The organism is Neobacillus sp. BP17 (assembly GCF_059579525.1).
In genome coordinates, this window is sequence record NZ_CM184198.1 from 4,303,614 (window position 1) to 4,317,981 (window position 14,368).

Genomic DNA, 14,368 nt, shown 5'->3' on the forward strand with positions numbered 1-14,368 from the left:
AAAAAGCTAAAATACAAACAATAGGAAGGTGATCATATGAATTTTCAATTTGAACTTATTGAGGATAAAGTGGAATTTTTTGAGGCAAATAATTTAAAAACCTTACAAAAAAAGATTGAATCTCAAATTGACGAAAATCGGGCAATTTTACTTTCTGTCCATTCCGTTTCCCACCAAATGCATATTAATGAAAATGGCCAAACATATTTTACTGCTGTTGTCCATTTTAAAAAGAAATAAAAAAACCTCTCAGAGATTTTGAGAGGTTTTTCACTATCCATTTTTAATGGTCATTCCCAGAGAGATCTTCTACCTTGGTAGGTTTCCAGCCTTGGCCATCCACCCACTGAAGGTAGACATTGTACTTCTGCTTATTATCTTTTGAAGCGACTGTGCTAAATGAGCCATTTGTGGTAGATTTATCTCTTCCAAGCCAATATACTGTCATGTTGGATTGGTCTAAACCAGTGGCATAGGAAATAGCATTTAACATTTCTTGCCAGTCTGCGGAAGATTTATCATAGTTAGCAATATGTTCACCCGTTTGAGTTGTACCAACAGGCTCCCATGATGAATTTTCAGTCTCACTTTCCCCATCACCCTCTGTTACCACTTCCTGTGATTTATCCGCTTCCTCAGTAGCTGAAGAATCTTCTGTCGTTGCGGGTTCTTCCGTTGTTGAAGTCTCTTCACTTAGTTCGTCTTCTTGGGCTGCAGTATCAGTGTCGTCTTCAGTTGAAGTGACATCTTCCGACTTTGTTTTTTCTGTATCCTTTTGTGCCGATTCTTTTTGTTCTGTTTTCGTTGTTTCCTTTTTTGGTGATGCATTATCATTTCCTGTAGCAAAAATATTGTATGCGACAAAAATTATCAGTAAGAGCACAACGACGATTAAACTATTTAAGACGATATTAGTCTTTTTTCTTTTTGCACGATAACCTGAACGTGATTTAGAATTAATGTTATTAGTCAAAATTATTCCCTCCTAAGTAAAAATACAGAACTCCCCTACAGACTGGAGCCCGACATTTATAGACTCTCAATATTCTAACATGATTTCAAGAGAACTTGAAGGAAAAACCATTTCCTATTGCATTCCATGATCTTTTTGATACAGCATTTTTACCATTTCAGCAAATAACAAATTTACCCCGCCCTCCGAATCGAGCACATCTAAATTCACGGCAACAAGGACATATTTTGGATTTTCATAAGGGAAATAACCTGCGAACCATTTATTATGCAGCTGCATCCCCGCTTGATATTTTCCAGTCTCTGCTGTCCCGGATTTCCCTGCGACCCCGTAGGGCAAGTCTTTAAACCATCTTCCCGTTCCATTTGGGTTTACGACAACTTCCCGCAGTAATCTTTGAAGTTTCATTGCGGTATAAGGAGAGATGTTCTCTCCCTTTAGGTTTTGCTTTGGGAAATCTGCCATTGTCGTCCCGTTCTTATACTCTATTTTTGAGACGGCTCTTACCATCTCTTTTTCTCCACCTCTTGCGATTGTTGCCATCATATTAGCGACAGCCAAAGGAGTTGCCCGTACCTCATGCTGACCAATTCCAGACATCGCCGCGATATTTGCATCCTTTCTTGCATCATCCGATAGAAATACTCTGCCTCTATCTTCATCAGCCAGTTGTTTAAAATCATTTGTATGAAAAATATCGCCATGCCAGCCAACAGAACTTGTAAGAGACAGTTTTTCTGCATAGTCTTCTAAAAGGTGTGGATTTATTTTTTGCAATTCCTTTGCTACTTCCCCGAACGTTCGATTACAGCTTCTCGCAAAGCTATTCGTAAAGTCCAACATTCCGTAATTATATCTTAACTCAGGTTTTCCATTGATTTTCTTACTACAATCAAACAGTCGCTGCGGATTATCAAGATTATGATCGATAGCCGCAGCTGCGACAACCGTTTTGAAAACTGAACCCATAATCTGCTGTTTTAACATCATATTTGTCATTCCTGCACCATTATAGGGATCATTTTTATTGATGGTTGGCCGCGAAACAAGTGAAAGAATGCTATTATCCTCAATATTAAGAAGAACCAGCCCCCCTTTTTTAATTTGATATTGGTCCACTAAATCCTCCGCTTTTTGCTGCAGAGTCTTGTCAAGGGTTGTCCGAACATTAACAGGATAAAACGGATTAGCCGGATCCACATATTTCACATTAATTCCAAACAGGGGCGCCCCGCCTCCATCAACATGATAAATGAGCTTAGACTTTCCTTCAGGAAGAAGGAATTCATCAAAACTTTCTTCCAGCCCTGATACACCAATCAAGGTTTTCTCGGTTAGTTCTTTATCCGGGTAACGCTTCTTTAATTCGGTTGCATTTTCTCCTGTAAGCCCAATTAGCTGTTCTGCTGGTATTTCTGAACGCTCAAATTTCTTTTCAATCGCAAATACTCCTGGGATTTTCAAACTATTGATTCTATCCTTTTGTGAAGTCGTAAGTTCTAATGGTTCAGGGTCACCAAAGGCAAAAGGCTTCTTCGCTCCTTCCACAGCCTTTTTAAGGACCTCTACAGGTATACCAGAAATGTCAGATACCCTGTCAGTATCCCAGTCCATTTTTTTTAAAAAAGGGAAAAGGACTAGAACAGACACCTTTTTATACGTGAGCATGTCACCATTTCTGTCTAGAAAATTCCCTCTGCCATTATCAATAACTAGTTCCTGTGTTCGTTGTTTTACACTTTCTTCTAGTAAATTTACATTATGTTTCGAAAATGTCTCTGTCTCAATTAACTGTATTTGCATTAAACGTGCTAAAAGTAATAGCAAACCGGTTATAGAAATTATAAGCCATCCTATCGCTCGTTTTCGCCACATAAAAAACACCTCGTCAAAAGTTTTGACGAGGTTTTCTTATTTCAATCAATTATTCAAATGAAAGGCCAAAAATAGTTATAATAACGATTATTTTATGCTAACGATTCGGACGCTCATTTCTCCGCCAGGAGTTTGAACTGATACTTGATCGCCTACTTTTTTACCTAAAAGGCTTTTGGCGATTGGGGAATCATTAGAGATTTTCCCTTCAAATGGATCAGCTTCAGCGCTTCCGACAATCGAATACGTTTCTTCATCACCATCTGGAAGCTCAACAAACGTAACAGAACTACCTAATGTTACAGAGTCACTTGCCATGGCAGCCTCTGCAATAATCTTGGCATTACGAATCATATTTTCTAAAGTGGTAATTCGGCCTTCAACAAATGCTTGTTCCTCTTTCGCAGAATCGTACTCAGAGTTTTCAGATAAATCACCAAAACTTCTCGCGATTTTAATTCTCTCCACCACTTCTTTACGTTTCACAGCTTTTAAATATTCAAGTTCTTGGATCAGTTTTTCTTTACCTGCTTGTGTCATCGGAAATACTTTCTCTGTAGCCAAAACCCTCACTCCTTCTAGTCCTTAAGAATTGTGTATGTACTCTATGTAATTCTATGCCCATCAGCATAATAGATAGTAGCGCGTCCTCTTTTATAAGGGCGCGCGACAGAAAATATTTTTCCAGTCTGAAATTTATATTTAGACTATTCCTTGCTATTGTTTCATAAAAATGACTTTTGTTCAAGAATTGTTTGAATTTTTGTGACCATTAAATCAATCGCCACATGATTATGGCCGCCTTCAGGGATAATAATATCTGCATATCGCTTAGTAGGTTCAATAAATTGATTATGCATCGGACGAACAACATTTAGATATTGTTCAATAACGGAATCAAAGGTCCTGCCACGCTCACTAATATCACGTGTCAAACGGCGGATAATTCGTAAATCTGCGTCCGTATCTACGTACAATTTAATGTCCATTAAATTTCGTAGTCGTTCATCTTCAAGTACTAAGATTCCTTCTAAAATGATCACATCTTTTGGTTCTACAGGGATGACCTTGTCAGAACGTGTATGGATTGAATAGTCATAAACAGGTTTATGGATGATTTCATATCGTAAAAGCTTTTCGATATGTTCAATAAGTAAGTCATTATCAAACGCAAGCGGGTGATCATAATTTGTTTTCAAACGCTCTTCAAATGGTAAATTACTCTGGTCCTTATAATAATAATCCTGTTCTATCACTAAAATGGAAAGATCTTTCAACGTTTCATAAATGGATTTTGTTACACTGGTTTTTCCGGAGCCGGAGCCGCCGGTTACACCAATAACAACCGGTTTGCGCATCATGCTAGTTCTCCTTTCGCATCATGTTGTTAGGGTAGACCGGTTTGTCCAATTTAAATTGTACAATTTGAAGTGGATGTCTTGCAGCGTCCAATTCATTACCTTTTTCATCCCATATTTTATCAATGACATGTGTAAAGTTTTGAATTTCAGGTCCAAAAAATTCCACTTCTTCACCTGGTTTAAAATGGTTTCGCTGCTGAAGTGTAACCATTTGGGTTTCAGGATTATAATGCAAAACAAGACCTACGAATTCAAAATTTGTCTTCTTGCTATGATTACCAAACATCTGCTCTTTATACCCCGGAACACCTTCAAAAAAGGCTGGTGCTGTTTCTCGATTAGCACACTTGTCCAGCTCTGTTAACCATTCCTTCTGGATAACAAAATTCTCAGGATCGGCGCAATAGGCATCGATTACTTTGCGATATACACTAACGACTGTTGCAATATAGTGAATGGATTTCATTCTGCCTTCAATTTTTAAACTATCGATTCCAAGTTCAATCATTTGCGGGATTGCTTGAATTAAGTTAAGATCTTTCGGGCTCATTGCAAACGGAGCGTCTCCCTCTTCATAGAGAGCCACTTCTGTATTGCTGCCTTCCAATTGGTAAAGATCATAATCCCAGCGGCATGATTGACAGCAGCCACCACGGTTTGAATCTCTCGCAGTCATATGGTTACTCAAAGTACAACGGCCTGAATAAGCGATACACATGGCACCATGAATAAAGGTTTCAATCTCGACATCGACCTTTTCTTTCATTTCCTTAATTTCTTCTGCGCTTACTTCACGTGCTAAAACAACTCGCTCTGCCCCTGACTCTTTCCAAAACTGAGCTGCCTTCCAGTTAGAAAGTGATTGTTGTGTACTAATATGGATTTCAATTTCCGGCGCAAGACGGCGGCAAGTTTCAATAATTAACGGGTCTGCAACAATAATTCCCGCAATTCCTGTTTCCTTCAAGCCTAAGATATATTCCTCTAATCCGTCCAAATTTTCATTATGAGCAAAAATATTAGTAGTTACATAAATCTTTGCTCCATAGTTCTTAGCAAACTCTACACCCTCTTTCATTTCTTCGAAGGTAAAGTTGTCTGCATTTGAACGAAGTCCATACTCCTGGCCGCCGATAAACACGGCGTCGGCACCATAATGGACAGCAATTTTTAATTTTTCAAGATTTCCAGCTGGAGCAAGGAGTTCCGGCTTCTTAACAATGACACGTTTTCCATCGATAATTTCAGAAATCTTATCTTTAACTGTACTCATAGCTGAACCCCTCCAATTGTCTAGCTTCTGCGCCTAGGCGCTTCCGCTTTTCTGTTAATAAACTGTCTCTTTGAAAAAGAATCCTGTATCTAATGAACGATTTTCTGGCTGAATTTCTTCAATTGCAGCTAATAGCTCGTCCTTTTTATCTTCATATGCGTCTGGATCTTCACTAAACAAATCGATGGCTTCCCGGTAAGCCTTTGTTACTGCAAGAATATATTCAGAGCTTTTTAAGATTCCATCTATTTTAAACGAATCTACACCCGCTTCTAACATTTCTTGCAATTCATCAATGATACAAATATCATTTGGACTCATAATATGGGTTCCATTTTCGTCTTCAAAAATGGGGTATTTATTCTCACGTTCTTTATCATGCAGGAACATATTCTTTTCCATTTTGCGGTTTTCGATTTCTAATACCTTCCCTTGGTATTCATAATAATTTCCCAGCAAGGAACGTTTCGATTGGAACATACAACTCATCCCATGAACTTGAACTTCGATTTCCACTTCTGCATTTTCTTTTGTTTCCACAATGGCGTCCATGTTTATTTCTCTGGCAAGGACAGCTCTTTTTGCACCCTTTGTTCCCCAATAGTTGCAAGTAAACCAGTTTGTTCCAGTGGTTTCCGTACCCCAATGGAGTTTCATATCAGGAGCAACCTCTCTGGCAGTCATTAAAACGGCTGGGTCACCGAAAATAATCGCATCAGCCTTTGCGTCTGAAACAAATTTAATATAATCATCTAATTCATCAATTTTTTCATTATGAAAAATCGCATTCATGGCCACATAGACTTTTTTACCTTTTGAATGAGCTAGTTCAATCGTTTTTTGTACATCGTCACGAGTAAATTCACCCGCCAGCCGCAGCCCATAGCGTTGTTCACCAATTACAAACGCATCTGCACCTGCTTCAATTAATGGCAAGATATCATCAACTGTCAACGGAGTTACAAGTAATTCCGGTATTTTCATTTCCTCTCACCTCTTCTTTTACTGATCGCAACCCCATCCCCTACAGGTAGAATGACCGAATGATAATCTGGATGGCTCAATAACCAGTGGTTAAATTCATCAATTTTTTTGACGAGATTACGAATTCTTTTCGTTTCAATTTCTGGTTCAGCGACCAGTCCTTTAAATAAAACATTGTCAGTAATAATCATTCCATCATCACTTAAATATTTTGAATACATCTCAAAGAACTTTTTATATTGACCTTTTGCTGCATCAATAAAAATGACGTCAAAATAGGCATGGCCTTTCACAGCATCCTCAACTTCTAGTGCATCACCTTTGATCAAAGTAATTTGATTTTGATGTTCCGAACGTTGAATAAATTCCTCTGCCACTTGCAGCCGTTCCCTATCACGTTCGATGGTAACGATATGGGCTTTTGGCAGCGCATCAGCCATTCGTAATGCTGAATAACCGATTGCCGTGCCTACCTCAAGAATTCTTGCCGAACGGTGAAGCCGCAATAATTGAAGCATGGTTTCTATACCCGCGAGTTCCATAATAGGAACATTATGAATACTTGCATAGTTTTCCATTTCTGTTAGTAATGGATCTCGTTCTGAAATAAGACCTTCTATATAAGAATGCAGCTTTTCATTTAACAAGCTGCCCTCACCTCTATCCTTAAATAAGAATTGCACTCATGTAGCAATTCTCTAAGTAAAATACTTTTATTATCTCTATCCATAATGCTCTTTAGACATGAAAAAATAGCGTTCACAGTAATCTTCAGCATTTAACGGCAAAAATCCGCCATCATGCGTCCAAGCAGTTGCTGCTTAGGGTACCTTTACTGTGAGTTACGCTATGGATCCTTTATTAAAATACTTGAACTATTTTATCATAAACCAAACGTAAATTTCAACACAAAAACGAGGGAAAGCGATTGTTTCCCTCGTAGAAGCCTTTATTTTTTACTAGTAATATGTTTTGCTTTTTCTTTATTATGTTCTTCGAGTGTTTTTGTAAAAATAACCTCTCCGTCAGCTGTTGCTATGAAGTAATAAAAATCTGTTTGCGCAGGATCAAGTGATGCTTCAATCGAAGACTTTCCAGCATTGGCAATTGGTCCTGGAGGTAAACCGGTATTTTGATAGGTGTTATAGGGAGATTCCACTTCTAGATCCTTATATAATACCCTTGCCTTGTGTTTCCCTTGTGCATAGAGAACAGTTGGATCCGTTTGGAGCATCATTCCCTTTTTTATGCGATTATAAAAAACACTTGCAATCGTTTTGCGGTCTGCCTTTTCGGTTGCTTCCTCTTCTACTAAGGAGGCCATTGTCAAAAGTTGATGAACAGATAGCTTTTTCTTCTCACTTTGTTCCGCATAGTCAGATAATACTGTCCGCGTTTTCGTAAGCATAGCAGCAACCATTTCCTCCACTGAGGGATTATTTTTATAAAACGGATAGGTTGCAGGGTACAAATACCCCTCAAGAGGATATTTCACTGAGGAATTTAAGATTTCCTCTGTTAAGATATCAGGATATTTAGCCATCAATGATTTAATAAATTCCTGATCGTTCAATTTATTAAAAACATCATTTTCATTCTGCTTAGTTGCTTTCGCCATGATCGCAGCGATTTCCCTTAGTTGTTTACCTTCAGGTATTGTAATTTTGAAGCTGGCTTGTGCCAGTACTTTTCCCGTCTTGAGGCGGTTGACGATTTCAGGGACATCCATAGACGGACTTAGTTGATATTGCCCTGCCATAAACCCGCCTTCATTTTTTAACTTAACATAATATTTGAATACTTTTGCACTCTTTATTATGCCATTTGATTCTAATGTTTCGGCAATACCAGTTACCGATGAACCTAACGGAATATCAACCTGTTTAAACTTCTTGCTATCTGCGTCAATAGGTTTAAGCGCTGAATCTATATACAAATATCCTCCACCACTAATTAAGAGTATAAATAATAGCAATAAAATAGAAATAATCAAAACTATCTTTCTGACAACTTTTGCTTCTTTTTGATGTTCTAACATTTTTTTACGAATAACATCTTTTTTTGTATCTGTATGGTTTGTTGTCATTTGACTCCCCCTTTCCTTTGACTCGTCGAACTACGTACGAAAAAATAGACCATCTTAATTATTTCAGCATATAGTAGGAAGAATGTCAATTTAACAATAAATTTGTCAGATTTTAAAACGAAATCCATAAAAAAAACCGACCATGGAAATGGCCGGTTTTTCTGTTTCTATTCTTCGTCTTCTTGGTCTTCGTTGAAGGTATTGAAAACTTCTTCAACCATGTCCCATTCTTCGTCTGTTTCAATTTGCATTAACGGACCATATCCGCCGTCTTCTGTTGGAATGTAGGCATAGACATGAATGTCGACATCTTCTTCCTCATCATCAAAAGATCCGACTGGATAAAAGAATACATAGGACTTTTCGAATTCCTCAGAATCAAAAGTAAAAAGTACTTCATGTAACTGTTCATTACCATTTTCGTCTACTAATGTAATATATTGTTCCTCTTCATGTTCGTGTTCGTGCTCGTTTACCATTTCTTCACCTCATTAATTTTTACTATCAAGATAGCCTTGCAAAATCATTACTGCTGCCATCTTATCAATAACTTTCTTCCGTTTTTTCCGACTCACATCGGCCTCAAGTAATACGCGCTCAGCTGCCATAGTTGTAAGACGCTCGTCCCAAAGAATTGTTTGAACGGCATATTGCTTTTCAATTTCATCGGCATATTGCATACTTGCTTCTGCACGTGGTCCGATCGTCCCGTTCATATTTTTAGGCAGACCGATAACAACTTTCTCTACTTGATACTCTTTTATTAATTGACCAATTTCCTCAAAACCAAACTCATTTCTTTCTTCATTGATTTTAAGAGTGGTGAGGCCCTGAGCAGTCCAGCCGAATTCATCGCTTAACGCCACACCGACTGTCTTCGTGCCTACATCTAAACCCAATAAGCGCATTATTAACCCTCTCGCTGCTGTTTAAGATAGGATTTTACCAATTCCTCAATAATTTCATCACGTTCAAGCTTGCGAATTATATTGCGAGCATCACGATGACGTGGAATGTAGGCAGGATCTCCTGATAATAGATAACCAACAATTTGGTTAATCGGGTTATAGCCTTTTTCCTGCAAAGCTTCATACACTTGATTAAGAACATCATTGATATCATGTTCAAATGGTTCTTCAGGAAAATTGAATCGCATCGTTTTGTCAAATGAGCTCATTGCATGCACCTCGCTTTTTATTTGAGGAAAATTATTCTATTTCTCTTCATTTTACACTACTTTATTTCAATATCAAATGGATTTTACCCATTCCTCAACGAATTGAAGCGCTGCATCAAGCTTTTCTGGGTCTTTCCCACCAGCTTGAGCCATGTCAGGACGACCGCCGCCGCCACCGCCGCAGCGTGTAGCAACTTCTTTGATTAACTTACCAGCATGGTAACCTTTTTCAATTAGATCCTTCGTTACCGCTGCAATTAAGTTTACCTTTCCTTCCTGTGCACTTCCCAAAACAATCACAACAGAGCCAAGCTTTTGCTTTAAATCATCCGCCATATTTCTGAGGTTGTTCATATCAGCACCTTGAACATTTGCTGTTAATACAGTCACCCCATCAATTTCTTTTGCTTTGGTTACGAGATTTCCAGCTTCAATATTTCCAAGCTTCGTTGCAAGAGATTCGTTCTCTCTGTGAAGTTGTTTGATTTCAAGCATCAAACTATCAATTCTTGCAGCGATATCTTTAGGATTGGTTTTTAGTTTCTCAGCTGCATCCTTTAACAAACCAACCTGCTCATTTAGTGATTTATAAGCCGATTCACCGGTTACTGCTTCAATCCTTCTTGTACCAGCACCAATTCCACCCTCAGAAACAATCTTAAATAATCCAATCACCGAGGTATTCGGTACATGGCATCCGCCGCAAAGCTCAAGACTGTAGTCTCCCACTCTTACGACACGAACAATGTCACCATATTTTTCGCCAAAAAGAGCCATCGCTCCCATTGCTTTTGCTTCAGCAATTGGTTTTAAGCTGATGTCCAGTTCGATATTTCTCCAGATCTTTTCATTGACGATTTGTTCAACCTGTTCAAGTTCTTCTGGCTTAATTTGACCGAAATGCGAAAAATCAAAGCGGAGACGATCAGGTTCTACGAGGGAACCCGCTTGATTCACGTGCTCGCCAAGTACGTCTTTTAGGGCTTGGTGTAACAAATGTGTCGCTGTATGGTTTTTAATAATTTTGACACGATTTTCGGCATCCACTTCAGCTTTCACTTTGTCATTCGTTCTTAAGGTTCCAGCTGTAACCATGACTTGATGTAGATTTTGACCATTTGGTGCTTTTTGTACGTCCTTAACAGCAACCTTGCTGCCTTCACCGACAATTACACCACGGTCAGCAATTTGTCCGCCGCTCTCGGCATAGAATGGTGTCACATCTAGAATTAATTGTACTTCCTCACCACTTGTCGCACTGTCAACAAGTTCACCATTTTTAATAATCGCTGCTATAGTAGAATTTGTTTTGAGTTCATCGTAGCCAACAAATTTACTCTCAACCTTTACATCACGAAGAACTCCACCTTGAACCTGCATCGAATCAACATCTTGTCTTGCTGCACGGGCACGCTCACGCTGCTGCTCCATTTCGACCTCGAAGCCGGAATGGTCTACCTTCATCCCCTCTTCTTCGGCATATTCCTCTGTTAATTCAACAGGGAATCCATAGGTATCGTAAAGTCGGAAAATATCAGCACCTGTGATGGTATCACTGCCTTTTTCTTTTTCCTTCTTAATGACAGTTGCTAGAATCGCTAAGCCTTCATGAAGTGTCTCATGGAAGCGTTCTTCCTCACTCTTGATAACTTTTTGAATGAAATCTGTTTTGTCCTTTACTTCTGGGTAGAAGTCATCCATAATTTCGCCAACTACTGGTACGAGTTCATACATGAATGGACGATTAATGTTGATTTGTTTGGCATACCGAACAGCTCTACGCAGCAGGCGGCGAAGTACATAGCCACGGCCTTCGTTGGATGGCAATGCTCCATCTCCGACAGCAAAAGCAACCGTCCGAATATGGTCAGCAATTACTTTGAAAGCAACATCGGTTTCTTTGTTTTGACCGTACTTTTCACCAGAAATCTCTTCTGTTGCACGAATAATCGGGATAAATAAATCTGTATCAAAATTGGTAGGGACGTTTTGTACAACAGAAGCCATACGCTCTAATCCCATCCCCGTATCAATATTTTTCTTTGGCAGCGGTGTATAAGTGCCGTCAGGATTATGATTAAATTGAGAAAATACAAGGTTCCATACTTCCAGATAACGGTCATTTTCACCGCCTGGATAAAGCTCTGGGTCTGATGGATCATTCCCATACTCCGGACCGCGGTCATAAAAAATTTCAGTATTCGGGCCGCTTGGACCTTCTCCAATATCCCAGAAGTTCCCTTCTAAACGAATAATACGCTCTTCTGGCAAACCAATCGTGTTTCGCCAAATGTCATATGCCTCGTTGTCTTCAGGATGGATCGTAACTGAAAGAAGTTCTGGATCCCAGCCAATCCATTTTTCAGATGTTAAGAATTCCCACGCCCATTCAATCGCTTCCACCTTAAAATATTCACCAATGGAAAAGTTACCAAGCATCTCAAAGAATGTATGGTGTCGAGCCGTTTTCCCAACATTCTCAATGTCATTGGTTCTAATTGATTTTTGTGCATTTGTAATTCTCGGATTTTCAGGAACAACACGTCCATCAAAATATTTCTTTAAGGTTGCGACACCACTGTTAATCCATAAAAGTGATGGATCATCATGAGGCACTAGTGATGCACTTGGCTCAATCGTGTGACCTTTTTCTTTGCTAAAAAACTCTAAAAACATGGAACGAATTTGTGAACCTGTTAAATTTTTCATATGTAGAAGACCTCCTTTTTTATAAAAAAGCATACAAAAAAGCCCTCATCCCAAAAAACAGGGACGAGAGCCTATCTCGCGGTACCACCCTGATTATGGATACAATAAAATGTATCCATCTCTCAAAAAACCCTTAACGCAGGCATACGGCAGTGATTAGCTGCACTCCAGATTAGCTTTCTGTCGTCCTTCATCTAGAGCTTCTTTCAGCTAGGGAAGCTCCTCTCTTCTTCGCATATGCGATACAGATGGACTACAACATACTTTATCCTTCAACATTTTCATCCAATGACTCTATAACACGAATTATAGACACCCGAAAAAAGTTTGTCAAATCAATCTTTCCGCTTAAGTGCTAGGTTCCTTTGCATTCCTTCGAATAAAATGATTTTTCGCATGAATTATGGCTACTTTGATCACCACAAGGACCGGGACGGCCAAGATCAGTCCCAGAATCCCGCCGATTTCTCCTCCCGCCGTTAATGCAGCCATAATAATTAAGGGGTGCATATGAAGACTTTTCCCCACAATCAAAGGGGATAAAATGTTTCCTTCAAGAAATTGGAGACCAAACACGATAACTAATGTAATCAATACTAATTTTACGGATGATGTGGCAGCGATAATGACGGCCGGGACTGCCCCGATGATGGGCCCAAAATAGGGAATGACGTTTGTAATCCCCACTATTAAACCTAATATTAACGGATATTTTAAATGGAACAGCCAAAACAATAGGGCAGAGACACTGCCAATAATGATACATACCAGTAGTTGTCCCCTAATATAGCTGCCAAGGGATTCATCCACATCCTTCAGGAATAGCGTCCCTTTTCTCCGCCATTGTTTAGGTGTTATATACCAAATTGCCCGTTTGATCAACGGAAAATCCTTTAACATATAAAAGGCAATAAATGGAATGATCATCATAATTAATGCTGAATTAAGAAACTTAATTAAAATATTGACAATGACCGTTAATAAGGAATCCAGTTTTTTTTCAAACGCATCAATGCCTTCATCCATTCTAGTCTGCAGACCATCTGGCCATTCCCGTGTGTGCGATTGAAGCGTAGTAATCCATCCTCTGTATTGCTCTGCTAATACTGGTGCACTTTCAGAGAGATCTTTTATTTGGTCAATGATTGCTGGAACTCCTTTATACACGCAAAAGCCGAGTCCACCAAAAAATAAGATATAAATTAGAAAAATAGCTAATCCACGGTGGAGACCCTTTTGATGTAATTTTTCCACAATTGGATGGAGCAAGTAGGTGATAAATGCTCCAATTGCAAAGGGAAGAATAATAAGGATAACCACCCTTAAAATAGGCAGCCACACAAAGCGGATTTTTAGAAAAACATAAATAGCAATTAATAAAAGGAGTAAAAAACCGATGCGGTAATACCACTTCATACGAATTTCCACATTATCCGAGCCTCCCTTCAGGTTAGTGTTAGAGACACTCGGTAAAAATATGCATTAATAATCCCCCTCTGCTGCGAGGGGGATTCGTTCTAAAAGATCGCTCGTTTTACTTTCTTTGTCATTCTTTTCATATTGCGGGTGGACATCATATTATTTCTTTGGGCGACATTATAGGCTGCCATCCCCGCACCAAACGCAATCATCGTCGTCATCATTTTATTCATACGTTTCACCTCTTTAATAGACGTTAAATAAGTTTCTACTCACTTTGATAACGGTCTAGCATAGCGTTTCCGCTTTTCTCTCTTAAAGGGTGTAACGACGCTCTTCTTCTTCAAACAAATCGTCCAAGGAACTAAGTGACCCGTCTTCTTCGACTTGATGGGTATTGATTAGGCCTTTGTTTACTGAAAGTTCAATAAAGCAATTCCAACAATAATATTGGTTAATTCCAATTTTACCGATATCCTTGCTTTGACAATTGGGACACTTTAACATGGAA

At 39.0% G+C, this 14,368-nt stretch carries 16 protein-coding genes and 1 other annotated feature; of the genes, 1 reads left to right on the forward strand and 15 read right to left on the reverse strand.

Annotated elements, in window-relative coordinates; all coding sequences use genetic code 11:
* The first annotated feature begins 36 nt into the window (after positions 1-36).
* A complete protein-coding gene (locus AC4QJR_RS21080; RefSeq protein WP_098575578.1) occupies positions 37-240 on the forward strand; it encodes a DUF2536 family protein in 204 nt (67 codons plus the stop codon).
* A gap of 43 nt (positions 241-283) precedes the next feature.
* Here the strand turns inward: AC4QJR_RS21080 and AC4QJR_RS21085 are convergent, their stop codons facing one another.
* The 15 genes from AC4QJR_RS21085 to AC4QJR_RS21155 form a co-directional block, all read right to left on the reverse strand.
* Positions 284-973 carry a YrrS family protein gene (locus tag AC4QJR_RS21085; RefSeq protein WP_496524080.1) on the reverse strand — a complete coding sequence of 230 codons (690 nt, stop codon included), beginning with the start codon at positions 971-973 and terminating at the stop codon, positions 284-286.
* A gap of 114 nt (positions 974-1,087) precedes the next feature.
* The gene (locus AC4QJR_RS21090; protein ID WP_496524081.1) at positions 1,088-2,848 is read right to left on the reverse strand and encodes a peptidoglycan D,D-transpeptidase FtsI family protein; all 1,761 of its coding nucleotides are present in this window, start codon (positions 2,846-2,848) and stop codon (positions 1,088-1,090) included.
* Between the two features lie 87 nt (positions 2,849-2,935).
* The gene (gene greA / locus AC4QJR_RS21095) at positions 2,936-3,412 is read right to left on the reverse strand and encodes a transcription elongation factor GreA (protein WP_026563493.1); all 477 of its coding nucleotides are present in this window, start codon (positions 3,410-3,412) and stop codon (positions 2,936-2,938) included.
* Between the two features lie 161 nt (positions 3,413-3,573).
* Complete coding sequence (udk, locus tag AC4QJR_RS21100) at positions 3,574-4,209, reverse strand: uridine kinase (RefSeq protein WP_496524082.1); 636 nt, start codon at positions 4,207-4,209, stop codon at positions 3,574-3,576.
* Position 4,210: 1 nt separating this feature from the next.
* Positions 4,211-5,482, reverse strand: coding sequence for a peptidase U32 family protein (locus tag AC4QJR_RS21105; RefSeq protein WP_496524083.1), 1,272 nt, complete (start codon positions 5,480-5,482; stop codon positions 4,211-4,213).
* A 54-nt stretch (positions 5,483-5,536) separates the two neighbouring features.
* On the reverse strand, positions 5,537-6,466 hold the full coding sequence (locus AC4QJR_RS21110) for a peptidase U32 family protein (protein ID WP_496524084.1): 930 nt from the start codon (positions 6,464-6,466) through the stop codon (positions 5,537-5,539).
* On the reverse strand, positions 6,463-7,113 hold the full coding sequence (locus AC4QJR_RS21115; protein WP_496524085.1) for an O-methyltransferase: 651 nt from the start codon (positions 7,111-7,113) through the stop codon (positions 6,463-6,465). Before AC4QJR_RS21115 ends, AC4QJR_RS21110 begins: the two co-directional genes overlap by 4 nt.
* Before the next feature lie 302 nt (positions 7,114-7,415).
* Positions 7,416-8,552, reverse strand: coding sequence for an endolytic transglycosylase MltG (mltG, locus tag AC4QJR_RS21120; protein WP_251457470.1), 1,137 nt, complete (start codon positions 8,550-8,552; stop codon positions 7,416-7,418).
* A gap of 167 nt (positions 8,553-8,719) precedes the next feature.
* On the reverse strand, positions 8,720-9,031 hold the full coding sequence (locus tag AC4QJR_RS21125) for a DUF1292 domain-containing protein (protein ID WP_098575586.1): 312 nt from the start codon (positions 9,029-9,031) through the stop codon (positions 8,720-8,722).
* 12 nt (positions 9,032-9,043) lie between these two features.
* On the reverse strand, positions 9,044-9,460 hold the full coding sequence (gene ruvX / locus AC4QJR_RS21130) for a Holliday junction resolvase RuvX (protein ID WP_496524086.1): 417 nt from the start codon (positions 9,458-9,460) through the stop codon (positions 9,044-9,046).
* 2 nt (positions 9,461-9,462) lie between these two features.
* Positions 9,463-9,729 (reverse strand): IreB family regulatory phosphoprotein, encoded by a 267-nt coding sequence (locus AC4QJR_RS21135; RefSeq protein WP_026563485.1) that lies wholly within the window; start codon positions 9,727-9,729, stop codon positions 9,463-9,465.
* A 72-nt stretch (positions 9,730-9,801) separates the two neighbouring features.
* Positions 9,802-12,438, reverse strand: a complete 2,637-nt coding sequence (gene alaS, locus AC4QJR_RS21140) for an alanine--tRNA ligase (protein WP_496524087.1) — start codon at positions 12,436-12,438, stop codon at positions 9,802-9,804.
* 56 nt (positions 12,439-12,494) lie between these two features.
* Positions 12,495-12,723, reverse strand: a binding site (T-box leader).
* A 63-nt stretch (positions 12,724-12,786) separates the two neighbouring features.
* Positions 12,787-13,866: an AI-2E family transporter gene (locus AC4QJR_RS21145; RefSeq protein WP_251457476.1), complete on the reverse strand. Its 1,080-nt coding sequence runs from the start codon at positions 13,864-13,866 to the stop codon at positions 12,787-12,789.
* A gap of 89 nt (positions 13,867-13,955) precedes the next feature.
* A complete protein-coding gene (locus AC4QJR_RS21150; protein ID WP_098575590.1) occupies positions 13,956-14,090 on the reverse strand; it encodes a YrzQ family protein in 135 nt (44 codons plus the stop codon).
* Between the two features lie 82 nt (positions 14,091-14,172).
* Positions 14,173-14,364: a YrzR-like zinc ribbon domain gene (locus tag AC4QJR_RS21155; protein WP_026563482.1), complete on the reverse strand. Its 192-nt coding sequence runs from the start codon at positions 14,362-14,364 to the stop codon at positions 14,173-14,175.
* Between the last annotated feature and the right edge of the window lie 4 nt (positions 14,365-14,368).